The organism is Solibacillus isronensis (assembly GCF_900168685.1).
In the GTDB taxonomy this organism is placed as follows: Bacteria; Bacillota; Bacilli; order Bacillales_A; family Planococcaceae; genus Solibacillus; species Solibacillus isronensis_A.
In genome coordinates this window covers 1,403,073-1,427,459 of the sequence record NZ_FVZN01000014.1, presented here as the reverse complement: position 1 = coordinate 1,427,459, position 24,387 = coordinate 1,403,073, and the positions used below count along the sequence as shown (strand labels likewise).

Here is a 24,387-nt window from a genome sequence, read left to right as displayed (position 1 = left end):
GCCTCCTTCTTTTCGTTTATTAGCTTAAGCCTTGTGCATCTTTCCACTCTAGATACTCATCATATGTTAATGGTTTATCTAAAATAGAACCGTCTTCACGGATTTCGATTACTCGGTTTGCGATTGTTTGAATGAATTGGTGGTCATGTGATGTAAAGATCATCGCACCTTTGAAGCGGATTAAGCCTTCATTCAATGCTTGGATTGACTCAAGGTCCAAGTGGTTTGTTGGCTCATCCAATAATAATACGTTCGAGTTTGAAAGCATCATTTTAGAAAGCATACAGCGCACTTTTTCACCACCGGATAATACAGACGGAGATTTCTTCACTTCTTCACCAGAGAACAGCATACGGCCTAAGAAACCACGTAGGAACGATTCTGTTTCATCTTCAGGAGAATAAGGGCGTAACCATTCAACTAATGACTTTTCGTTACCGCCGAAGTATTGGTCATGATCCATTTCAAAGTAGCTTTGAGATGTTGTTACACCCCATTTGTATGTGCCGGCATCAGCTTTTTGACGATCCATTAAGATATCCATTAATGCTGATTTTGCATTCGGAGAACCTAAAAGGATGATTTTATCTTCTTTGTTCATAGAGAAGCGGATATCTTTGAATAAAATTTCGCCATCTTGTGAAGCTGTTAAGCCATCGACTGTTAATACGTCATTCCCGATTTCACGACCAGCTTGGAAGTTAATGAACGGGTACTTACGGCTTGATGGACGGATGTCATCCAGCTCAATTTTATCAAGCATTTTTTTACGAGAAGTTGCTTGAGAAGATTTCGATGCGTTTGCAGAGAAACGTGCAACGAATTCTTTTAATTCTTTAATTTTTTCTTCTTTTTTCTTGTTTTGGTCTGCCATCATTTTTTGAGCTAATTGACTAGACTCATACCAGAAATCGTAGTTCCCGACATAAAGCTGAATTTTACCGAAGTCTAAGTCTGCGATATGTGTACATACTTTATTTAAGAAGTGACGGTCATGGGATACAACAATTACTGTATTCTCAAAGTTAATTAAAAACTCTTCCAGCCATTTAATCGCTTTTAAGTCCAAGTGGTTGGTAGGCTCATCCAGCAGTAATACATCCGGTTTACCGAATAAAGCTTGCGCTAATAATACTTTTACTTTGTCAGAACCTTCTAAGTCAGCCATCATCAAGTAATGCATGTCATCGCCGATACCTAGACCGTTTAAAAGAGTGGCAGCATCAGATTCTGCTTCCCAACCGTTCATGTCAGCGAATTCGCCTTCAAGTTCAGCGGCACGCATACCATCTTCATCTGTCATTTCCGGTTTCATGTAGATTGCGTCTTTTTCAGCTTTTACTTCCCAAAGACGTTTGTTACCCATTACAACTGTATCTAATACGTTGAATTCATCGTATTCGAAGTGGTTTTGCTTTAATACTGAAAGACGCTCATCTTTACCCATTGATACGTGGCCTTCTTGTGCCTCAATATCACCAGATAAAATTTTTAAGAATGTCGATTTACCAGCACCGTTTGCTCCAATAAGACCATAACAGTTACCTGGTGTGAATTTAATATTTACATCGTCAAATAATTTACGGTCACCATAACGTAGACCTACACCTGATACTTGAATCATGCAAGTACCTCCTTGAATTGTTTCTTTGTATTTTCGATTGCTTAAAAAAGAGAATTCTCTTTTGCACACAATGTTTCTATTATAGCATGTCTTATTGTTAAATTAAATAACAGCGCATCGGAAATAAACGAATCTTATAAAGCAGAATCATTTAGTTGTCACACATTTTTAGTCCGTTTTACTATCGAGTTATTAAAAGAGAAACGAGGAACGAATATGAAGCAATTATCAAAATGGAAATCTATTTTCATTATTTTTTCCATTATACTTGTTTCCATCAATTTGCGTCCGGCCATTACTTCTGTAGGTCCGATTTTATCGACAATTAGGGAAGCTTTACAAGTTTCAAGTACCCATATGAGTTTACTGACATCGATCCCGGTATTTTGTATGGGTTTATTTGCACCTCTGGCCGTTCCAATACAAAAAAAATACGGTTATCGCTGGTCGGTAACAATTTTAACTGCGTTAATCGGTCTTGCTACGGCGGCAAGAATCCTAATTTCGAATTATAGTGCACTTGTAGTAACGAGTTTTTTGGCAGGTTTTGCCATCGCTATTATTAGTCCGATTATAAACGCCTATATAAAAGAAATATTTCCGACAAAAATGGAACCGGTTATTGGAGTCTATTCCTTTGCGATGGGTTTTGGGGCTACGTTAAGTGCTGGGTTCACAGCCATTATTTATAAAACTTTTAATGGGAATTGGGCACTGGCATTAGGAATTTGGGGTATTTTGGCTATTTTAGCGATGATCAGCTGGTTCACAACAGTAAAAGATTCCGGTGTTGCGTCCATCACAAGTCTTCAAACCGAAAAAAAACGGAACCCTTGGAAAAATAAAGTAGCATGGTCGATCCTTTTATACTTCGGTTTCCAAACATCGCTGTTCTTCAGTTTGACGACATGGCTGACATCCGTAGCGTTGGAACAGGGGATGCCATTGTTAACGGCGGGTTCTGTTTTGACATTGATGACAATCGTTCAGTTAGTAGGTAATTTACTCATTCCGTCTCTCATTAACCGTTATCCTAATCGAATCATTTGGCTGCATAGTTTAATTATGATTGGATTGGTCGGTTCGGCCGTATTCTTTATCAATGAGACTTGGGCAATCTGGATCAGCGCGGTTGTATTCGGTTTTGTTCTAAGCGGATTATTCCCGATCGGGTTAATGCTACCTTTAGATGAAGCAAAAAACAAAGCCGAAGCAAACGAATGGAGCTCCATGGTATTGTCGGGCGGTTTTATGATGAGTGCAATCGTCCCGCTTATCATTGGGATTGTGTATGATGTGACCGGTACTCATTACGTTACGAAGTGGATTATCGTCATATTATTCGCTTTTATGTCACTTTCGATCATTGGAATGCAAAGACAAAAGAAATCAGTATAATGGGAGGAGTGTCTGAATCCGTTCAGTCACTCCTTTTTTTAAAGTCGCGTTAGTTTACATAATCTTGTTATGGTAAAGTAGAAAAAAAAAATGGTTTTATTAGAAAATATCGGGGAGTTATTAGAACAATTAGAGGAGATATTAGAAGAATTTAAGAAGAAATTAGAATAAAGCGTTCAACTCACTGCTTTTAACTGAGGGTTCGTTAAGGGAGTATTACGCATTGGATTTTATTAGAACAACCTAGAGCTTTATTAGAAAATGTCTTGATGATATTAGAACATCAAGAGGGGATATTTGAACTTCCTTAATACATATTAGAACATTACCAGGATATATTAGAAAATCAGAATTTTATTAGAATAAATAAAATGATATTAAAACATTTCCAATTATATATAGAAAATACAACAATGATACCGCCTTATCTCTCATAAGAGAAGACAATAGGGAATAGCCCCTTTGAAATACTATTGATTCAATCGTACATATTATCCGACACTACATTATAAAAATTTTACTACCAAATAAAGCTCATAAGAAATAAAGGAACCCAACAAATAATGCAAATAAATTGTTTGCCTATTTAGAAAGGGTTCTATTTTTATATGTCGAAAATATTGGAAATAGGGGACATAAGCTTATCAGTTAATATAAACAGTTCTATAAATATATTATGTAAACTAAACTTTCTTTTACGAACTTTTATTTGCATGTATAATAAAGAAATTGAAGTTATTGAGGAGGGATTATGATTTCACTAGCATTACAACATTTAAAAACAAATTTTGGGTATGACTCTTTCCGTCCTGGTCAAACCCAAATTATCGATAATGTATTAAATAACAACGATACGCTTGTAATTATGCCGACAGGTGGCGGTAAATCCCTTTGCTATCAGATTCCAGCACTGTGTATGGAAGGTACGACACTTGTTATTTCACCATTGATCTCCCTTATGAAAGACCAGGTAGATATGCTTGTATCCAGCGGAATTTCAGCGGCTTATATTAATAGTTCGCTAAACTATGAAGAAGTGCAGGATGTGATGTATGGTGTTCAAAGCGGTAAAATTAAATTGCTTTATATCGCACCGGAACGACTGGAGAATGAGCGTTTTTGTATGGAACTATCTCAAATAAATGTGCCACTATTGGCAATTGATGAAGCACATTGTATATCACAGTGGGGGCATGATTTTCGTCCAAGTTACCGTTCAATACAGCAACTGCTGCATTTATGGAAAAAGAAACCGACCGTTATTGCATTGACAGCAACGGCTACTGAAGAGGTAAGTGCAGACATTCAACAGCTTCTTTCCATTGAAAAAGAAAATTCATTCATTACCGGATTCGCACGTGAAAATTTATCATTTTCAGTTTTACTTGGAGAAAACAAAGAAGCTTATATAAAAAAATATGTGAAAGCAAATGAAAATGAAGCAGGGATTATTTACGCAGCCACTCGAAAATCAGTCGAATCCGTCTATGAAATGCTGAACAAAGCCGGTTTTGCAGTAGCAAAATATCATGGTGGTATGTTTGAAGAAGACCGTACATATGAACAAAATCGCTTTTTAAATGATGAAGTTCAAATAATGGTCGCTACTAATGCATTCGGAATGGGGATTAATAAAACAAATGTACGCTATGTGCTTCATTACAATATGCCTCGTAATATGGAAAGCTATTATCAGGAGGCGGGCCGTGCAGGGCGTGATGGACTGGATAGTGAGTGTATATTGCTTTACAGCTCTTCCGACGAACAAACACAGCGTTTCTTAATAGATCAGGCACAAGATCGCTCTCGAATTCCTTTTGAACTGCAAAAGCTTCATGCGATGATCGATTACTGTCATACAGAGCGCTGTTTACAAAGTTATATCATTGAATATTTTGGAGATGAGGCGGGACAAGATTGCGGCAGATGTGCGAATTGCACAGATAACCGTCCACAGCTGGATGTAACAACTGATGCACAGAAAGTATTGTCCTGTATTGTAAGAATGGGGCAAAAATTCGGTAAACAATTAACCGCTTCAGTATTGGCTGGTTCGCGCAGTAAGAAAGTACTTGAATTCAATTTCCAAAAGTTGCCGACATACGGCATTTTACGTGCAATGAATGCGAAAGAGATTGCCAGTTTCATCGAGTTTTTAATTTCAGAAAAGCTGATTGTCGTAAATAATGGACAGTTTCCGACGTTGTCCATTTCTGATGAAGGTAAAGAAGTACTGCTTGGTCAAAAACAGGTGTTGCGTAAAGAAGCACGTATTATTGAATCAACAGTAGAGCCAAACGATCCTCTATTTGAAATTCTTCGTAAAATACGGAAAGAAATTGCCGATCGTGAGAAAGTTCCACCTTTTGTTGTTTTCTCAGATAAATCTTTAAAAGATATGTGTGTCCGTAAACCTAAAAACAGTACACAATTTTTAGAGGTAAGCGGTGTAGGGGAGAGCAAACTAGAAAAATACGGTAAAACTTTTATTGAGGCGATTATTGCAAATTCATAATGTATTGTTAAATAATTACAAGGTTGACGATTGCTCGAAATTAAACTTTTCATAATTATTTTAAAGATATCCAGTTTATTCTAAAAAACACTTTTTAACGAATAAATTCAATTTACTCATTAAATTTGCTATCTCACTATACTAAAGGAATGTATTGCCAAGCGCAGTACATTCTTTTTTAACTATTTTACGGTTTAAATCATTAAACTTTAAGTTAAGATATTGTAAAAATTCTGTATTCATAGTTTAATAAGAATATTCAGTTAAGAAGTGTAGGTGAAATATTGAATATACTAGGAGAACGCATCAAAAAGCTGAGGAAACAGAAAAAATTAACTCAAACCGAGTTAGTAGGTGAACGTTTAACGAAAGGTATGCTAAGTTTAATTGAGAACGGTAAAGCACAGCCTTCAATGGAGAGTCTCCGTTTTATTGCCAAAAGATTAAATGTCGATGTCGATTATCTGCTGGATGACGGGACACTCACAATGCTTAGAAACTTGTATACTACAATCGAAGAAGATGTAGAGCGTAGAAAACTTATACGCGACCCTAAAGAGCTCCAATCACTTACGATTAAAATAATCGAAAAAATTGAACCTTATTTATCGGAAATTCAAGGCACGAACTATGAACAAATTCGTTTAAGAGAAGTTTATTTTTTAATGAATCGTACAATTAACAAGGCCAAATCACTCGACGAATATTGGAAGTTTATCGATCAGTACGAAGAAATCCATGCATATAGTCGAATGCTTCGTTGTTATTTTTATTTATGCCAGGCTGCGATCGACCAGCGTAACTACAATGAAACATTAGCTATTTTAAAGCAAGGAGAAAAACGTATCGAACCATATGAGCTGATGATGGATCCGATGGTAATCCTTGATTTGTACTATAATTTAACGATTTCCTATTCAGCAGCTGATGATACGAAAATGTCTGAACACTATTTACAAAAGGCCTTAAACATGGCAAAAAAGAAGCAAATATTTTATCGTATGGACCGCTTTTATCATTTGTTGTTTATTCAATCGATTGCGAAAGAGGATATTAACAAGAGTAAAGAGTACATAGAAAAATTAATGCTTTTATCAGAGTTTGCTGACGATCCATCGATATCGGTACGCTATTTATACAGCAAGCTGCATTATATGAACATTGTTGAAAAGAAATACGCACAAATCGTTCCGGAAATTGAACTTTATAAATCAAAACTGCAGGATTACTTATTTTTATTTAAAAATCCTATCTTCATCGGTGAAGAAATGTATGCGGAATTTAAATTGCAAAACTATTCTAAAGCACTCCAAATCGGTACTGCTTTAACCATTCCTGACTACTTACACCATCCCATTGATTTAGCTAAATATTATCAGTTCTTTGCTGTACGGGCATTAGCTTCTTACTATGAAAAAGATGAAGTTGCCGCAAAACGTGATATCATTTTCGCGAAAAATGGCGTTGAAGACTTTCCTGAGACGATTTACAAAAAATTTATTTACAAAGCTTTCAATGAAATTTTCATTTAACTTTAACAACACTATAAAAAAACGTACCGCTCGAAATATCGAATGGTACGTTTTTTATTATATTGAAAGATTAGCTTTCTTTCCAGTGAGCATCAAGAAACTCATCGCGCCCGGATTTGGCACGGTCTTCTTTATAATGTGTTTCTTCTTTTTTGTAATAATCTTGATGGTAGTCTTCTGCTGGCCAAAAAGTTTCTGCCTGTTTAATTTCAGTTACGATCGGCTTTTTAAAACGTCCGCTTTCCGCCAAATTTTTCTTCGACTGCAATGCAGCCGCATACTGTTCATCGCTATGCGTAAAAATCACTGTTTTGTATGATTCTCCACGATCGTGGAACTGTCCGCCAGCATCTGTCGGATCAATTTGCATCCAGTATATATCCAATAGTTTTTCATAGCTGAAAATCTCCGGGTTAAATTCAATCTCGACAACTTCCACATGTCCAGAGTCTCCACGCTTTACATCTTCATATGTAGGGTTTTCCACATGTCCACCCATATAACCGCTCGTTACTTTTTCGATGCCATCCCATTGATCAAATGGTTTGACCATACACCAAAAACAACCACCTGCAAATGTTGCCTTTTCCATTTTGAATCACTCCTCATAAACCAGTAAACATATTCAACGAGTACTTTACCTGAATAAAGCAGTTAAATATGCTGTATTCTAACATGGATAAGAATGACATTCAATTTATTAATCTTTTAATAGCATATAATATTCTGTCGCGTAATAAAAATAAAGAAAAAAGATATGCTGACATTTGATTAGTTAGGAAGAAAAAGTGCATAAAATGGTATACTATAAGTAATTTGCAACTAAATTTAATGTAAATCGTCTAAACTTCACAGAAATAGAAAGGAAGTTGTAGGAATGGAAGAACAGACGCGTCAAACACGCTATCGGAAGAAAAAAATGCGTAAAGGCCGGGTAATATTCGTGGTTGTATTTCTTTTACTTTTAAGTGTAATTGGATATAGCTATGTACAATATAATAAGGGGAAGGATTTGGCTAGCGATAAAAAAATTGAAGTAGAGGGTTTTGAACCAGATGATAATCATCCGACTATAGAAAATTACTTAGTCTTAGGTGTTGATACTCGAGGTGAAGAAAAATCGCGTTCCGATACGATGATGCTGCTTTCCTGGAACAGAAAAACGAATGATATGAAGCTCGTATCATTTATGCGCGATATTTATGCGGACATCCCTGGATATCAATCATATAAACTAAATACGGCCTATTATTTAGGTGGGGTTCCGTTACTTCAGGAAACGTTAAATAATATGTTCGATATACCAATTCACCATTATGCCATGATTGATTTTAAAAGCTTTGAAACACTAATTGATATATTAGCTCCAAACGGTATTGAGATGGATGTTGAAAAAGATATGGGCGGATTAATCTATGTGGAACTTAAAAAAGGCCTTCAAAACCTGAACGGTAAAGAACTGCTCGGTTATGCCCGTTTCCGTGGTGATGCTGAAGGTGATTTTGGACGTGTAGCACGTCAGCAAAAAGTAATTGAAGCTTTAAAGGATCAGCTATTTTCACCGAAAAACGTAGCGAATATTCCTAAATTCATCGGTGCTACTCAGGGTTACATTACGACAGATTTAACAAGCAAAGACCAGCTGACAACTGCATTAAAAGCCGTGTCTGGCGGGGAAATCAATGTTGAAAAAATGACGATTCCAGCAGAAGGTACTTACAAAATTAACAACTACCGACATGCTGGGGAAGTACTGGAAATCGATGTGGCAAAAAATTCGCAAATTTTACATGATTTTTTAAATTTAAACGAGTAAGCGTTATATGTCCATTGGTTATTCATGCTAAAATAAAGTATAAATTAAATATTGTTGAAATATTGAGGTGGTCTTTTGGAGAGAAAAAATGAAATGAATAAAATGAATTCATTACCCCAGGAAACGTCTAAATTTTTCTCTTCTAAATTTATTCGATTTTTAGGTGGTAAAAATTTATTATTCTTATTAGTGATCATCTTATTAGTTGGCTGTACGGTATTCGTGTACGATAAAATTTCCTTTATATTCGAGCCGTTACATGTATTATTTGAAGTCATCATATTACCTGGTGTACTAGGGGTCATCTTGTTTTACTTATTACGCCCGCCATTGAAGCTATTAGTGAGATGGAAAGTGCCGCGCGCATTGGCGATTCTAATTTTGTATATTATAGTAATTGCTTTGATCACTTTACTTGTGTTACTTGTTTTTCCGTTTTTACGTGATCAGTTTACTAACTTAGTACAAGAATTCCCAGTAGTTTTAATGGCCCTTGCAAATGATTTATTAGCATTTTTAAATAACTCTCATTTCAGCGAGTATTTTGAAAAAATTAACTTTGACTACAATCAGATTTTAACGGACTTTACAGATAGTTTTATTACAACGGTGAAAGTAACTTTAGGTAGTTTAGCCACTGGTGTAGCTACTGGTATAACAGGCTTCCTATCAACAGTTACAGGCATCATTTTATCGCTGGTCATTGTGCCGTTTATCACATTTTATTTATTATATGAAGGCGACAAAATGCCGCGCTTCATCTTACTCCTATTCCCGCCACGTATGCGTGAGCGAATTGGAGATGTATTGCACGATATGGACAAGCAAATTAGCTCCTACATACAAGGCCAGATTTTAGTATCGTTTTGTATTGGTGTCATGATGACAATCGGCTTTTTAATTATCGGAATGCCATATGCTTTATTACTTGGCTTCCTCGCAATGATCACAAGTGTTGTTCCATATTTGGGACCAGCCATTGCAGCGACACCTGCCGCAATTATCGCGATTGTGAATTCACCATGGCTGTTAGTAAAGTTAGCTATTGTATGGACAATTGTACAATTAATCGAAGGGAAGTTTATTTCCCCTCAAATTATGGGTAAATCATTAAGTATCCATCCTATTACGATTATTTTTGTATTATTAACAGCTGGTTCTTTATTTGGAGTTCCAGGTGTCGTGCTAGGTATTCCTGGTTATGCTTTAATAAAAGTTCTCATTTCACATACGTATCGACTCTTTAAAGAACGCTACAATCGTTTCCAGTCAGACGAGACGAACCTGTATGAAGAATTGAAATAAGATTAAACAGGAAATTGTAAAGATGGGGTATGTTAAAAGCGTAAACTTTTAACATGCTCCCTTTTTAGGTTCTATAATATTTGTTGGGGTATTCAAACAATTTCACAACTAAAAAAAGCACAAAATCACACTTTTTTATATACTTGAATTGTCGAGAAACAAGCAATAGAAAGGTGATTTGTGCTGTATGAATTTTAACATGAATATCCCAGGATTAAAAGATGTAGAAATTACAAAAATTGAAGAGTTAGAGATGGGTATGGCAATTTCGATTGAACTTCCCCGTCAGGCACATCAATGCCCAGCCTGCCAACAATGGACTACGAAAGTACATGATTACCGGATTCAAAAAATTAAGCACTTAAAATGGTTTGAGCGAATGACCGTAATCTTTTATAAGCGCCGTCGTTATGCATGCGGTTGTGGAAAGCGCTTCGCTGAAAAAGCATCCTTTATTGAGCGGTATCAGCGTTTTACAAAAGAAGCGAATCAAGCGTTAAGCATTCGCGCAATTAAAGCGAAGACATTTAAAGAAGCAGCGGAGGTTACGGGTACCTCTAGCACAACCGTAATTCGTCGCTTTAAGAAAATGGTGCATAAAGAAATGGTCCAAGGTGTTCAATTGCCGAAAGCGATTGCGATTGATGAATATAAAGGCGATACCGACGCAGGAAAATATCAATTAATTATAGCGAATGCCGAAACCAAAGAACCGATCGATATTTTGCCAAACCGCCGAAAAGAAACGATTAAAGATTATTTGAAGCGTTACGGAAGTGAAGTGGAAATCGTGGTGATGGATATGAGCCCTTCCTTTAAATCAGCGGTCCGCCAGTCTTTAGGTAGACCGGTCATTGTGGCAGATCGCTTTCATTACTGTCGTTATATTTATTGGGCACTAGATTCGGTTCGTCGAGAAGTTCAAAAGGACTGGCACGAATACGACCGGAAAAAGTGTAAAAGAATGCGGCATGTGCTCTATAAACGTCCAGAAAAGCTGAAAGAAACGGATCAATTTTATTTAACCCGCTATACAGAGATGTCTCCTATTTTAAAAGCAGCGTATCATCTAAAACAAAGCTACTGTGAATGGTTTGATCAGGCAAAAAAAGAAACCGATGTATCAAAGATTAAAGAGGGACTATTTCAGTTCTACAAACAAGTTGAAGAATCAGGGATTCCTGCATTTAAACGTGCGATTCAGACATTTAAAAATTGGCAGACAGAAATCTTAAATAGCTTTACATTTGGTTATTCAAATGGCTTCTTAGAAGGCATTAATAATAAAACAAAAGTGATGAAACGGAATGCATATGGATTCAGACGTTTCGATCACTTTAAGGCAAAGATTTTATTAAATTTGAAGTATAAAAATTTGGGTGGTCATGTGGGATGAAATCTGTTTAGAATAATTTCACCCCAACATTTGATTTAGAACCCCTTTTTAAAATCTTTTACCAATTACATATTTAAATGGAGGAGTATACATGTTAAGCAAATGGCTAACATCACTAGAAGAGAATGGCGTAAAGGTTGAGACTGTCATTGAAAAGACAGAGCTTGTAGAAGGGGACATATTAAACGGGTCCGTTTATGTGACAAACCTTACTGAAGACGAAGAGGATAAAATCGATTACATTTCATTATTAGTTCTTTGTGAAGAATTGGATGGCGAATTAACAATCGTCGGGAAACACTCGTTTCAGCTAGTGGGTGGGATCCGATCAAAAGATGGCGAAATTATTCCATTTGAGATTATTCCAGATGAGCGCTGGGTATGCGGAAAAGATGAGCAGCTCATTTTGCAAACGACCGTTGTATTTTTAGATGGAGTCGCTATCGAAGAGCAAGGTGTTATTTCATATAGCGCCATTGAATAAAAGAAAAGGCGTTGCTGATACTTACATACAGCAACGCCTTTTTATTTATAGTTTTATTGTGGATAGTCGTTTAACGGCTTCCTGGAGCTTTTCAACCGGCTGCACTAATGCGAGACGCATATAGCCTTCACCGGCTGTGCCAAACACCGTACCCGGCACCATAACGACACCAGTTTGTTCGATTGCTTTATAGGCAAAGTCGATACATTTTATATCATAAGGATATTTTGCCCAAACAAACATCCCGCCATCACTCGGCGCAACTTCCCAGCCGATTGATGTTAAGCCTTCCATAAGTGTTTTATGACGGACAGAGAAGGTTTCTCTCAGTACACTCGTAACTTGCTCGGCATTATCCAACGCTAAAGCAGCTACTTGCTGAATCGGTTCGAAAATACCAAAATCCAAGTTCGACTTCAGCTGTTTCATAATCCCGACTAATTGTGCATTTCCAACTATGTAGGCAATACGAGTACCAGCAAGACTGAAGCTTTTCGATAAAGAGTTAATTTCCAGACCGACTTCCTTCGCACCTGGTGTCGCAAGGAAGCTGATTGGCGCATCTCCTTTAAAGTAAAATTCGGAATAGGCCGCATCATGCAGAACGATAATATTATACTTTTTCGCGAATGCCACAACTTCTTCAAAATACGCGATTGATGGCATGGCTGGTACCGGGTTACCCGGCAAGTTTAAAATTAGTAATTTTGCTTTTTGGCGAATCTCTTCCGGAATGGCTGTTAAATCCGGCAAATACTGATTTTCCTTTGTTAGTGGCATATAGTAAGGTGTTGCACCTGCCAAATGTATCCCTGCATCATATGCGACATATGCCGGGTTTGTCGTAAGTACGACATCTCCAGGATCGCAGAACGCTACTGGGAGATGGACTAAACCTTCCTGTGAGCCAATTGTTTGGACAACTTCAGTTTCCGGATCTAACTCAACATTGTTTACTCGTTTATAATAGCGACATACCGCTTCATTGAATGTTTGAATACCCGTTAAAGTATAGCCGTAAGAAGACGAGAGTGCCGTAAGCTCAGACATTTTTTGGCGTAAAGTCTCTGCCGGAGCAATATCAGGGCTCCCAAGGCTTAAATCAATGAGTTCCGTTCCTTTTTGCTCTTGCAATTTAGCATGTTTTTTTAAGTCCCCAAATATAGCCGGCACAAATAAGGACATTTTTTTAGACGGTTGGATATTCAATCTTTAACACTCCTTAAAACTTTCAATTGTAAGCACCATTTTATCATACACATCACGTATAATGGGGATGAAATCAGAAAAGAGAATTAATTCACTACATAAAGCACGAAACCGTAGTGGAATAGCAATATAAGTACTGGAAAATATTATTCCTAGGAAAATAAATGATTACGAGGTGTAGGATGAAAATCTATTCATTAAGCGGGCCAAGCGGTACAGGGAAGAGTACGAGTGCTTTACAATTTGCGCATGACAATGAAATTGAGGCCATCATTGACGACGGTATATTGATCGTAAACGGTGAAAAAGTCGCGGGGACATCCGCCAAATTTGAAAAAAACACATTAAAAGCAGTGCGCCGCGCTATTTTGGATGATGACATACATAAAGCGGAAATACTGGAGGCGATTAGCTCCCATGAGGTGAAATCCATTTTACTGATCGGCACATCCGACAAAATGACGAAAAGAATTGCAGCTCGGTTACAGTTTGGGGAAATAGATGAGTTTCACTATGTTCATAATATCCGAACGGAAAAGGAAATTCGCATTGCCAAGTACGTGCGGGAAATTCAGGGCAAACATGTTATGCCTGTTCCATACCGCCAAGTAGAACAGAACTTTTTCAAACGCCTTGTTCAGCGCGGAAAGGAAATTTTCTCTTCTTCACAAGTTAAACTCGGAGAAACGACGATCGTACAGCCGGATTTCCACCAAAATAGTGTGTATATTTCTCGGAATGTATTTAACGATGTGTTGGACCATGTACTTGAAAAACAGGATAAACTGGCAAAATTCGAAATAGCCAATATCCAAACAGATGGCGTACCGCAAATGACAATAGGGCTTTATTTAAAGTCACCTGTTTCCTATGTTGTGCCGGATTATCTATATGAACTTCAGAAGGAAATTTCAGAGGAATTTTCCTTGCATTTCGGTATTGAACCCGAAACGATCCATGTGCAAATAAAAGGAATTAAGTGAATGGTAACAACAGGAGCTGACAAGTATATGTCAGCTCTTTATATAGGAAATATTGTATAATAATTAAGTAGTTTCTATTTTTAGATGATTAAGTATATTCTAATTATTAAGTACTGGTTGGACCAAATCATTTAAAGGTTCACGATTATAGTAAGGGGGAAATGAAGTGAATTACATTGAACAGTTACAGCAAATTTTATCACAGGAGCAAGTGACAACAAATGAAGTGTTACGTACACAACACGGGAAAGATGAGTCTTATCATGAACCACATTTACCGGATGTTGTTGTCTACCCGAAAACTGCACAGGAAGTAAGCGAAATTGTAGCACTTGCAAATGAACAGCGAATTCCAGTAGTGCCTTTTGGTCTTGGTACAAGCCTAGAAGGTCATGTGATTCCATATGAAGGCGGAATCTCTTTGGATTTATCGCTGATGAATGCCGTATTAGAAGTACGACCGGAGGATTTTCTTGTAAAAGTCCAACCAGGTGTAACGCGCAGCCAGCTGAATAAAGAATTAAAAAAATACGGTTTGTTCTTTTCTGTTGATCCGGGTGCCGATGCGACATTAGGCGGTATGGCTGCAACGAATGCGAGTGGAACTACTTCTGTACGCTACGGCATTATGCGTGACCAAGTCCGTGATTTAGAAGTCGTTTTAGCAAATGGGGATGTAATCCATACTGGGGGATTGGCCGCGAAATCTTCTTCAGGCTATCACTTGAATGGTTTGATGGTCGGTTCCGAGGGGACACTTGGGGTCATTACTGAATTGACATTGCGGGTTTTCGGGATTCCGGAAAGAATTGTTGCGGGCCGTGCGACATTTGAGACGATCCAGCAAGCAGTCGATGCTGTTGTTTCATTGAAACAAGCCGGAATACCAATGGCCCGTATGGAACTTGTCGATAAACAAAGTATTGAAAAAGTAAACTTTGCTTCCGGAACAAATTTCCCTGAGACTCCAACGCTATTTTTAGAATTTCATGGGAATGAAGCAGGTTTGCAGTCAGACGTTGTTTTTGCGACAGAATTATTGAACGACAATGGCTGTATCGAGCTGGCTTTTGAACAGGATGAACGTGCGCGCAATCATTTATGGGAGCTTCGTCATAATATGGCTTATACATATATTCATTCCGCACCAGGGAAAAAGCTGATGTCTACAGATGTTGTTGTACCAATCAATTCATTGCCGGACGCTATTCAAAACTCCCGTGAAAAAATTGAAAGCATGCAGATTGATGCGGGTATTGTCGGACATGTAGGAGACGGCAATTATCATATATTGCTGATGGTAGATATGGACAGTAAAGAAGAGATTGCGAGAGCAAAAGAACTGAATGAACATGTCGTTGAATACGCCCTGTCACTTGGAGGTACTTGTACGGGAGAACATGGTGTTGGTTATGGTAAGAAAAAGTATCAGCAACAAGAACACGGACTTGCTTATTTGTGGATGAAAGAGATAAAACGTATATTTGATCCGAACAACATTATGAATCCAGGCAAAATTTTTCTTGATTAGGTTCTGTTGAAATATAGCCGTTTGTCGAAAATCGCTTTATTTATAGAACTTAAATATAAAACAACTGATTACAAGGAATTCAACAGCATTTGACAAGCGTCCTGTGAAAAACAGTTCAAACGACTTTGTATGTTCTGCACGAATAAGATCGAATCCTGTAATTTTAATTTGCATGAAAAAAACTGCCCCGCGCAAAGGAGGCAGTTTTTTTATTGTTTTGGAAGCTGTCTTGTGAAAACAGGCTGACGTTTTTCAACAAATGCACGAACACCTTCAGAAAAGTCTGTTTCGGAAACAAACGGTGTTGATCCTTCCCATAAAGCAGGGGCTGAATCCACACATTCCTTAACCGAACGTTTTACTGCTAATAAAGAGTCCGGTGACATACCGGCAACAAGCTTACCCATACGGATTGCAAAACGGTTCAGATCTTTTTCGGCAACTAAATAATTGAGCATTCCGGCTTTAAACGCTTCTTCTGCTTTATACATGCGTCCTGTGAATACAAAATCCTTCGTTGCGGAAGGTCCGACCAAATCGACTAAACGCTTGGCGAATTTATTATTCAATGTAATGCCAAGCTTACCGACCGGGATCCCCATTTTCGCTTTGTCCGAGCCGATACGAATATCACATGCAAGGGCAAGCTCCAGTCCAGCGCCCATTGCCGGTCCGTTAATGACACCGATTACCGGAATCGGCAAGTTTTCGATTGTCGAAATCGTTCTCTCCATATGCACGAAAGCTTCTTCCGCTTTTTCCAGCGAAATCGAATTAAATTCTTTAATATCCGAACCTGCTGTAAAGTTCTCGGCGGAACCGCGTAATAACAGTACTTTGTTTTTAGGATTTTCCAATGTGCGCAATGCGATTTTTGCAAGCTGATCCCACATATTCGCCGTTAATGCATTTTTAAGCTGCGGACGATGAATCGTAATAATGGCGAGCCCCGCAGTTTCCTGATATATGATTTTCGCTTCTTCCGCTTCAAGTCTTGTCGTACGTACTTGCATTTATGGTCCCCCTTAACTATGTATACATAGTCATTATAGACGAAAAAATATACAATAACATGCATTCCGGGCGGTTCAAGTAAATATATCGAATATTCAGCAATTTCATGTATGAAATCCATGTAATTCTTACCACTTCGCATGTTACAATATAAAGAAAGGGGCGAAAAATGTGGAAGAAATCCAACCGTATGTTAAAGCGTTTACAGCTTACTTGAAGTCATTAAATAAATCCTTTCATACGTCGAAACAATATACATTGGACGCAAAGCAATTCGCGGAAATCATTCAGCATGAGGATCAGATTAATGAAGCATTACAACTTTATTCAAAAACGATTCAGGAAAAGTATCCTTCGTTCAATTCGGTCAACCGCAAATTCGCATCCATTCGCCATTTCCTTACTTTCTTACAGCTGCGCGGTGTGATTTCCGTATATAACGAAGAAATCATTGCTCCGTTAACAAAGCAGGAAACGGAACTGAATGTGCTAAAGGAAAAGCAATTTAATCGGGCATTAGCCTATTGGCCGAAACAATATGAAATTGCCTTGAATGAGGAACATGAATGGCTTGCATTACGCAATACTGTCATTGTGTTTACCGTTGCGGAGCTTGGTATTAAACCAGCAGAGCTTGTGCGGATGGAATGGAAGCATATCCATGCCGAAAAGCGTGAAATTATTGTACTGGCTTCTAAAAGTTACCGAGTTTTACAGTGTTCAAAAAAACTACTCGAACTGCTAGAAGACTATAAACGCCATACAATTGAATTCATGCCGCTAACGGAGCATTCACCGTATGTTTGGCTAGGTGTCGGTAATAAAATGGGGGAGCCGGTCACCGTCAAAACGATTGAACGGATTTTTAAAGCGATGTCCGAACAGCTCCATTTTAAAGTGACCGCTACCAATATGCGCTACCACGCAATTCAAAAACTATTAACAAAAAAAGAGGATCCGAAAGTTTTGTACGAGCAGTTCGGCTATGCGAGAAAAGGCGTCCTGCTTGAACGAGAACAACGATTCCCGAAAAACGGCTAGTATATACTATGATTGATGAAAGATTGAGAGGGAACATGATGGCAATTTCAATGATGGAAGCATATACGATAGAATTACTGAAAACTTATCCTTATACATTCGAACAAGTAAAACACTTTATTGAAAATGATGAACTTCATTTATTAACAGATACTTATGATATAGATCCAGAGAGTTTAAAAATCTTATTGAATGAAAATGCTGAAGAGATGGAACAGGCTTTTGCAGGGCACTATAAGGTGAAATTTGTAACGATCAATGGTTTGAAAAACTTGCTGCGCATGCGTTTTCAAATATCCGATAACCAGTACGAATTGTTGCCTGAAGGGAACGGTCTGCAATCGTTACAAGTCGATCCAATCACTGAACAGCAAATTCGCGGAATGCTTTCTTCAAACTGGAAAGTCGAGCGTAACGGGGAACTGATTACATTATTTGTCTAGTTAATATAAAAAAGGGATACGGGAACAGTCAATCGACTAACCCCATATCCCTTTTATCGTTGTCGTCGCCTGTTTATTTTCCCGTAATAGCTAATTGAATATTTATAAACTTGGTTTAAAATAAGCAGTGCCAGCGTCAATAAGCCGATAACCATCAGTATAAGTGCGATCCATTCAAAGAAAGTGAAACTAAAAATTTCGGAAATTTTAAATGGCTCTGCCAGCATTTCAATGACCAGGTTCATTCCGTATATACCGGAAATCATACTGAATATCGTTAAAATAAAAATCAGTTTATTTAACCGGTCTGTTGAACGGTCTTCCTGGATACGGTATAGTTCTTCAAGCGTTTCTTTCGTCTCGCGGTAAAGTCCGTCAATACGGAATACTTTCCTGAAATAATGCGAGATTTCCTTCCCCTCTGTACGTGCCGATACCTCTGTAAAATAATACCTCGATGCAAACTTCGTAATCTGTTCAATTAACTCCTTTACAATATCCTTATCTTTTGAAAATTTCAATTCACTATGTTCGAATACGAGCTTTAACAACATCAGCTTATAAAAATAGTGAATAAGCAGTGTGTAGTAAGAGACTGAGTGAAAGCTGTTTAAATTCTTATACATGCTTTTGTCATCTACGGATGATAGGTGAATATGGCCTTGCAATGTTGTAATAATATGAAATTTTGGTGCCCATCTTTCGTAGCAATGTTCCTCAACAAAGCGTTTGATATACTCCTCATTTGTACTCGAAATATAAGGACCCCCTTTGCTATCCCGACCATTTAATTGTCCTGCTCGATACAGTAAATATTCATCAATTTCTTCGTCTTCTCCCATATGGAAAAAAGCACTGACATACATACGCTCATCTTCGAAAAATGGTATTTTGCTTATGTTTTTGTGTATGGATGAATAATCAACAAAATAATTTTCCAAAAACGGGGCGATTTTTTTTAATAATAATTCATCTGTATTGTTAAAGACAAAATTGTCGTAATATATTTCCGTACCAAGCTCTTCTTCAATTTTTGGCCGCAACACTCTAAAGAAATGACCGAATGATAACGCGGCATTCATATCCACATCATCTGCCAATTGAATTCTCAATGCTAAAATCCCAATACCAAATGGACACAGATTAATATCCGCGCTTAATAACGTAAATGGAATTTCATCGAATGCCGTCTTCATTTTTCCTTCGCAATGGATTTTTTTCGAGTAGCGGTTGAAGTTTCGTACGGAAATTTCGTCATTCAATAATTTCTCTTCCATGAAAGGATAAAAGAATTGCGTTAACAATTGGGGGGAAACTTTAATATCGGTTCCGTAAAGTGTTTCGTTAAATTCCTCTTCATCGATCGTAAAATGATAAAATTTGTTGCGCTTTAATACATGCTGTAACTTTTCAAAATCGTACTGTCGATAATTGAAAGGATAATAAAAAACATAGTGGGTTTTTAGCGAATTCATCCTTTCACCTCCTGGAACATCTATTCCCAAAATTCGATAAATTTAACCAAAAAGGGCTTCGACAAAAATCGCTCTCAGACGATTCGACACGGGTCATCATCCACGATTCGACATTTCACTTCGTCTGAGAGCGAAATCACGAAACGAGAACGTATGTTTCTTTTCGTTGTCGAAAAACCGCTTAAATCACTTAAATTAGCAATAATGTTCCCAAATATAAATTTGGGAACATTTTTTATGCTATAATAAGAGCTAAATAGAGGGGGATTGGACGAAAATGAAGCTGCCGAAATTTTTACGTGATTTTTTGATTTACTTAACAACAATTACGGGAAAGTCCCAAAGAACCCGAAAAGAATATGAATATGATCTAATTTTGTTCATGCGCTTTCTAAAAGCGATCGAAGAAGATATTCCGTTGGACCGTTTACATACTCTCGATATTTCTGAAGTTACAATCGATCAAATTAAAGAAGTGTCTCTTGAAGACTTATATTTGTTTATGGAATATTGCGAAGTACAGCGCGGCAACTCTTCAGCAGCCCGTGCTCGTAAAGTAGCAACATTAAAATCATTTTTCAAATACCTAAAAGGAAAGCGCCGTCTAATTGATGAAAACCCTGCAGAACATTTGGAGACACCAAAAATCGGCCGACGTCAGCCGGTTTATTTAAACTATAATGAGGCAAAGAATTTTATCGGGGCTGTTCAAACACAGTCGTACAGTGCACGCGATGAATGCATGATGGTCTTTTTCCTGAATCTCGGCATTCGTGTTTCCGAGTTATGTTCTCTCAATATTGATTCCATCAATGGCCGGATGCTGACGGTGATCGGGAAAGGGAACAAAGAACGACATGTGTATTTAAATGATGCGTGTATGAACGCACTTGAAAAGTACCTACAGGAGCGGCATGCCTATAAAGGGGAAGGAAAAGAACCGCTGTTCATCTCTCAAAAGGGAACACGTTTTGCGAGACAGTCGATTGCACGGATCGTGAAAGTGATCAATGCCAACAGCCAGTCACCGAAAGAAAAGCTGACACCGCATAAACTTCGACATACTTCCGCGACAATGATGTATAAATCCGGAGCGGACATTCGAACATTGCAGCATATTCTTGGCCACTCCAGTGTTGCAACAACGCAAATCTATACACATATCGAAGACAAACAAATTCAGGAAGTACTTAAAAACAATCCATTCAATAGTTTATAATAATAATATTATGTAAACTAAATAAACATGGAGAAAGAACTTAAATAGGTAAGGCGATCGGCACGCAATAAAAAACACCCATTTTCTATCCAAGAGAAAATGGGTGTTTTTTAATCAATTAATCTAATTCGTTTTCATGTTTATTCAATTGTATTGGACTCATTGCTTTAAAATCATTGCCGGTTGGATTTTGGAATAGTCTCAGATCAAATTCGGAAGCGACTGCAAAGAGATGATCGAATATGTCCGCTTGAATCGACTCATACACAGCCCAGTTGATATCGTTTGAAAAGGCGTAGATTTCAATTGGTAATCCAAGTTCACTCGGCGCTAATTGTCTCACCATCGTAGTCATGTTTTTATGGATTCCTGGGTGGTTTTTTAAATAGTTGCTAATATACATCCGGAATAACCCGACATTTGTCAGTGCTCTACCATTCACCTGATTGCTAGTATCGATACGATGTTTAATATTGTAATCTGTAATTTCCTGTTGTCTCGTATCAATATAATCCGTAAGATAATGGATGTTTCGCAACTCCTTGATCTTTTCCTCCGAGCAAAACGCGATACTTGTCGTATCAATAAAAATCGAGCGTTTGATCCTTCTGCCACCAGTTACTTGCATACCTCTCCAGTTCTTAAAGGAATCCGAAATCAATGCATAACTAGGGATCGTTGTAATGGTTTTATCAAAGTTTTGGACTTTTACTGTGTTTAATGAAAGATCAATGACATCACCGTCCGCGCCGTATTTCGGCATTTCAATCCAATCACCTACCCGCACCATATCATTTGATGTTAACTGGATTCCTGCGACGAGACCTAATAATGAATCTTTAAAAACAAGCAGTAGTACAGCTGACAGGGCACCTAGTCCACTTAGGATAATCAACGGATTTTCACCGATTAAATTTGCTATGACCAAGATAATCCCGAGAACATAGACAATGATTTTCACGACTTGAATATAGCCTTTGATCGGTTGTACTTTCGAAATTTCAAATGTTTGATAAATATCATGCACAGCATTTAATAAACTGCCTAACAAGCTTAATACAACGATTATGATATACGTAATGGCTCCTTTTTCGATAAGGGCTTGATACGTAAAGGCTTCAGCAAAATAATAAATAATGATCGCCGGCACGATATGCGATAACTTATGGAACACCTTCTTTTCCAACAGAATGTTATCCCACTGATACTTATTGTTATTCACAATATGTGTAATAAAACGGATGACGATCTTTTTCGTGATGAAGTTTGCGATTAAACAAATGATTACAATAAATATAATCATAAGCGCTACTGAAAGGTATTCAGCAAATAATGGACTTAATCCAAGTTCAATAAGTTTTTTGTAAATAAGGTTCATCTAATTCCTCCCGACTCCTATGGTAACAAAGAAGTCGATAAGATGAAATGATTGTCTACTGCGGATTCCTGATAAAAATCATTGTCGAAAAATTTAAAAAAGTCAAATAAAAATTCAGATAATTCATTGACACTGTTCATAAACTGTTATATATTTAATTTACAAATAAAAACTGTTATATAACAAAGGGGAGAAAAACAATGAGTTATTTTGAAAAAGGATATCAAATGTATGTAGAGAAGTGCGAGCAGTTTGGATTACAGCCGGTGAATTTCCGATATTACGTAAATCAGCTTTCTCATCAGCAATTACTTGCGTACAACGGCTATGCAATGGAACAGGAGATGAGACAAAATGATTAGTCCTCAAACCGAAACTGTTTATTATAAGGATGTAATGCCGATTCATTCAATCGAACTTGTGAACATTCACTATATCCAGCCTGATCTGATGATGGAAATATCCCACATATGTGCAAACTACGCCATGCTGCATCGAGGTGTCTATGAAATTACAACTTAATCTACTGTATTAAATCAACCTACGAATCCTTTGTAGGTTGATTTTTTTGTTATAAAAATTAAAAAAGCTGCTTCGTAACCGAGTTACAAAGCAGCCGTTTATTAATCAAGCAAATAACTTTCAATTCGTAAAAACTCTTCCTCATCAATATTGTCCATATATTTATACAGCAAATCGAGGTCGACTTTAATTTCATCTTTATGTGTTAAATAAAACTGTTCTGTTAAATGAGAAATAATTAACGGAACCGCTTTTTGATGGTTAAACCGGTGTAAATAGGTTGATAAAAAATCCTCATTCACTGCGATATCTGTATTCAGACCTAGCGCATTGAAATCGACATAATTGATATGTGCTGTTAAAAACTGTTCCGTCAAATGCACATTATATTGGCAAATGTAAGACCAATCCAGCTCATTTTTATATTTATTCAGCCAATGAAGCTCCGCAATGGCAGTGAATAACTGCTTTTGTTCGTCACTATATGCCTTAAATTTTTTATCCATTTCAGCATTCGTTAATCGTCGGTCCCCATAACGGTTATACTTCTGACTGACTAGTGACGGAATACCTTTCACTAAATGCTCACTGCCAGCCCATTTATACGAACCGCGGTCATATTCGAAAAGCTGCAAATCCATATCCGGGATTTCATCGGCTTCCGGTAAATAAATAAGCTCAAATGAATTATAAAAGACGTTGCCTTCAATAAAATCATCCAGCTGGTCGACAAAGTCCGGATTCAGACGCTTTTTGCTCGCCATTAAAGTTGTTACTAGATAACGTTTAAAGGACATCGACAACCGCTCAAGTACCGGTTTGTTGTACTGAAGTGCTTCCAGATCCACTTCAGGCAAATAATCGATTAAAAACTGCTCTGATAGTAGCGGATTCGCATAACTCACATACGTAAACGGCAAGTAATGAAAATAAGCTGTTAAGCGTGAAGGATGCAACTGGACAGCCTGATGGCACCAGTTTCTATAAGCTTCTAAAAATACTCGGTCATATGGAAGCTGCTCGTAAACAGTTTCATCATTCGATTCCAGCTGTTTCACAATGGACAGATCATTAAAATCATCTACTGAAAACTGTGCAGGGAACGGGATTTCCTGAAAAGCCTTATTTAAATGGAAAGTTGCTTTTGGCTTCGTCGAAACAAAACTGTACGTCCCGATTGCTCCGCGCTCCTCCAGTAAGATATAGGCAAGTTCCTGGCGTTCATCCCGTGTTAAGTCACAGTCTTTTGGAAACTTTACTGCTGCAAAATATTGCGCTTTTGCCAAGTCATAATAGAACTTGTAGTCGCCTTCTTTTGTATAAGGTTCCTTTGATTCATTTTGCTGCCAGTAGAGGAGGGCTCCTTGTATCGGACTTCTATTTGAAAACGTAATATTCGCGATTGAAAAGATATTTTGCGCCAATGCGTCATCATACAGAACTTTAATAAACTCGATCTTTTTAATTTTTAGCATGCTAAGACACCTCCGTTCCTACTATTA

The 24,387-nt window shown here is 37.5% G+C and carries 21 protein-coding genes; 14 read left to right on the top strand and 7 right to left on the bottom strand.

Features of this window, described 5'->3' with window-relative positions; translation table 11 throughout:
* Window positions 1-19 precede the first annotated feature (19 nt).
* Window positions 20-1,624, bottom strand: a complete 1,605-nt coding sequence (locus tag B5473_RS15595; RefSeq protein ID WP_079526783.1) for an ABC-F family ATP-binding cassette domain-containing protein — start codon at window positions 1,622-1,624, stop codon at window positions 20-22.
* Window positions 1,625-1,840: 216 nt separating this feature from the next.
* On the opposite strand from B5473_RS15595, the gene B5473_RS15590 reads away from it, so the two are divergent.
* The 3 genes from B5473_RS15590 (at window position 1,841) to B5473_RS15580 (ending at window position 7,069) form a co-directional block, all read left to right on the top strand.
* A complete protein-coding gene (locus B5473_RS15590) occupies window positions 1,841-3,022 on the top strand; it encodes an MFS transporter (RefSeq protein ID WP_079526781.1) in 1,182 nt (393 codons plus the stop codon).
* A gap of 751 nt (window positions 3,023-3,773) precedes the next feature.
* Entirely contained in the window at window positions 3,774-5,537 is a 1,764-nt protein-coding gene (gene recQ / locus B5473_RS15585; protein ID WP_079526779.1) for a DNA helicase RecQ, read from the top strand.
* Window positions 5,538-5,821: 284 nt separating this feature from the next.
* The gene (locus B5473_RS15580) at window positions 5,822-7,069 is read left to right on the top strand and encodes a helix-turn-helix domain-containing protein (protein WP_079526777.1); all 1,248 of its coding nucleotides are present in this window, start codon (window positions 5,822-5,824) and stop codon (window positions 7,067-7,069) included.
* Between the two features lie 70 nt (window positions 7,070-7,139).
* On the opposite strand, the gene msrA is transcribed toward B5473_RS15580, so the two are convergent.
* Window positions 7,140-7,661 carry a peptide-methionine (S)-S-oxide reductase MsrA gene (gene msrA / locus B5473_RS15575; RefSeq protein ID WP_079526775.1) on the bottom strand — a complete coding sequence of 174 codons (522 nt, stop codon included), beginning with the start codon at window positions 7,659-7,661 and terminating at the stop codon, window positions 7,140-7,142.
* 285 nt (window positions 7,662-7,946) lie between these two features.
* Here msrA and B5473_RS15570 point away from each other — a divergent pair, with 285 nt between their 5' ends.
* From B5473_RS15570 to B5473_RS15555, 4 genes are all read left to right on the top strand, one after another.
* Entirely contained in the window at window positions 7,947-8,885 is a 939-nt protein-coding gene (locus B5473_RS15570; RefSeq protein WP_079526773.1) for an LCP family protein, read from the top strand.
* 93 nt (window positions 8,886-8,978) lie between these two features.
* On the top strand, window positions 8,979-10,190 hold the full coding sequence (locus B5473_RS15565) for an AI-2E family transporter (RefSeq protein WP_254865347.1): 1,212 nt from the start codon (window positions 8,979-8,981) through the stop codon (window positions 10,188-10,190).
* A gap of 187 nt (window positions 10,191-10,377) precedes the next feature.
* Entirely contained in the window at window positions 10,378-11,586 is a 1,209-nt protein-coding gene (locus tag B5473_RS15560) for an ISL3 family transposase (RefSeq protein WP_079523641.1), read from the top strand.
* Window positions 11,587-11,677: 91 nt separating this feature from the next.
* Window positions 11,678-12,070 carry a cysteine synthase gene (locus B5473_RS15555; protein ID WP_079526769.1) on the top strand — a complete coding sequence of 131 codons (393 nt, stop codon included), beginning with the start codon at window positions 11,678-11,680 and terminating at the stop codon, window positions 12,068-12,070.
* Between the two features lie 45 nt (window positions 12,071-12,115).
* On the opposite strand, the gene B5473_RS15550 is transcribed toward B5473_RS15555, so the two are convergent.
* Window positions 12,116-13,279, bottom strand: a complete 1,164-nt coding sequence (locus tag B5473_RS15550; RefSeq protein WP_079526767.1) for an aminotransferase class I/II-fold pyridoxal phosphate-dependent enzyme — start codon at window positions 13,277-13,279, stop codon at window positions 12,116-12,118.
* 182 nt (window positions 13,280-13,461) lie between these two features.
* Here B5473_RS15550 and B5473_RS15545 point away from each other — a divergent pair, with 182 nt between their 5' ends.
* Entirely contained in the window at window positions 13,462-14,262 is an 801-nt protein-coding gene (locus B5473_RS15545; RefSeq protein ID WP_079526765.1) for a hypothetical protein, read from the top strand.
* 166 nt (window positions 14,263-14,428) lie between these two features.
* Window positions 14,429-15,793: an FAD-binding oxidoreductase gene (locus B5473_RS15540; protein ID WP_079526762.1), complete on the top strand. Its 1,365-nt coding sequence runs from the start codon at window positions 14,429-14,431 to the stop codon at window positions 15,791-15,793.
* 209 nt (window positions 15,794-16,002) lie between these two features.
* Here B5473_RS15540 and B5473_RS15535 read toward each other — a convergent pair whose 3' ends face one another.
* Window positions 16,003-16,806 carry an enoyl-CoA hydratase/isomerase family protein gene (locus B5473_RS15535; protein WP_079526760.1) on the bottom strand — a complete coding sequence of 268 codons (804 nt, stop codon included), beginning with the start codon at window positions 16,804-16,806 and terminating at the stop codon, window positions 16,003-16,005.
* Window positions 16,807-16,978: 172 nt separating this feature from the next.
* Here B5473_RS15535 and B5473_RS15530 point away from each other — a divergent pair, with 172 nt between their 5' ends.
* Both B5473_RS15530 and B5473_RS15525 read left to right on the top strand, forming a co-directional pair.
* Window positions 16,979-17,848 carry a tyrosine-type recombinase/integrase gene (locus tag B5473_RS15530; RefSeq protein WP_079526758.1) on the top strand — a complete coding sequence of 290 codons (870 nt, stop codon included), beginning with the start codon at window positions 16,979-16,981 and terminating at the stop codon, window positions 17,846-17,848.
* 38 nt (window positions 17,849-17,886) lie between these two features.
* Window positions 17,887-18,291, top strand: coding sequence for a hypothetical protein (locus tag B5473_RS15525; RefSeq protein WP_079526756.1), 405 nt, complete (start codon window positions 17,887-17,889; stop codon window positions 18,289-18,291).
* Between the two features lie 53 nt (window positions 18,292-18,344).
* On the opposite strand, the gene B5473_RS15520 is transcribed toward B5473_RS15525, so the two are convergent.
* Window positions 18,345-19,766 (bottom strand): sugar phosphate isomerase, encoded by a 1,422-nt coding sequence (locus B5473_RS15520; protein WP_079526754.1) that lies wholly within the window; start codon window positions 19,764-19,766, stop codon window positions 18,345-18,347.
* A 277-nt stretch (window positions 19,767-20,043) separates the two neighbouring features.
* On the opposite strand from B5473_RS15520, the gene B5473_RS15515 reads away from it, so the two are divergent.
* On the top strand, window positions 20,044-20,985 hold the full coding sequence (locus tag B5473_RS15515) for a tyrosine recombinase XerC (RefSeq protein WP_079526752.1): 942 nt from the start codon (window positions 20,044-20,046) through the stop codon (window positions 20,983-20,985).
* Window positions 20,986-21,103: 118 nt separating this feature from the next.
* Here the strand turns inward: B5473_RS15515 and B5473_RS15510 are convergent, their stop codons facing one another.
* Window positions 21,104-22,363 (bottom strand): mechanosensitive ion channel family protein, encoded by a 1,260-nt coding sequence (locus B5473_RS15510; protein ID WP_079526750.1) that lies wholly within the window; start codon window positions 22,361-22,363, stop codon window positions 21,104-21,106.
* Window positions 22,364-22,563: 200 nt separating this feature from the next.
* Here B5473_RS15510 and B5473_RS15505 point away from each other — a divergent pair, with 200 nt between their 5' ends.
* Together B5473_RS15505 and B5473_RS20720 are read left to right on the top strand one after the other, a co-directional pair.
* On the top strand, window positions 22,564-22,725 hold the full coding sequence (locus tag B5473_RS15505) for a transcriptional regulator (RefSeq protein ID WP_079526748.1): 162 nt from the start codon (window positions 22,564-22,566) through the stop codon (window positions 22,723-22,725).
* A complete protein-coding gene (locus B5473_RS20720) occupies window positions 22,718-22,885 on the top strand; it encodes a hypothetical protein (RefSeq protein ID WP_176142090.1) in 168 nt (55 codons plus the stop codon). Before B5473_RS15505 ends, B5473_RS20720 begins: the two co-directional genes overlap by 8 nt.
* 101 nt (window positions 22,886-22,986) lie before the next feature.
* Here the strand turns inward: B5473_RS20720 and B5473_RS15500 are convergent, their stop codons facing one another.
* Window positions 22,987-24,360 (bottom strand): nucleoside-diphosphate sugar epimerase, encoded by a 1,374-nt coding sequence (locus B5473_RS15500; protein WP_079526746.1) that lies wholly within the window; start codon window positions 24,358-24,360, stop codon window positions 22,987-22,989.
* Between the last annotated feature and the right edge of the window lie 27 nt (window positions 24,361-24,387).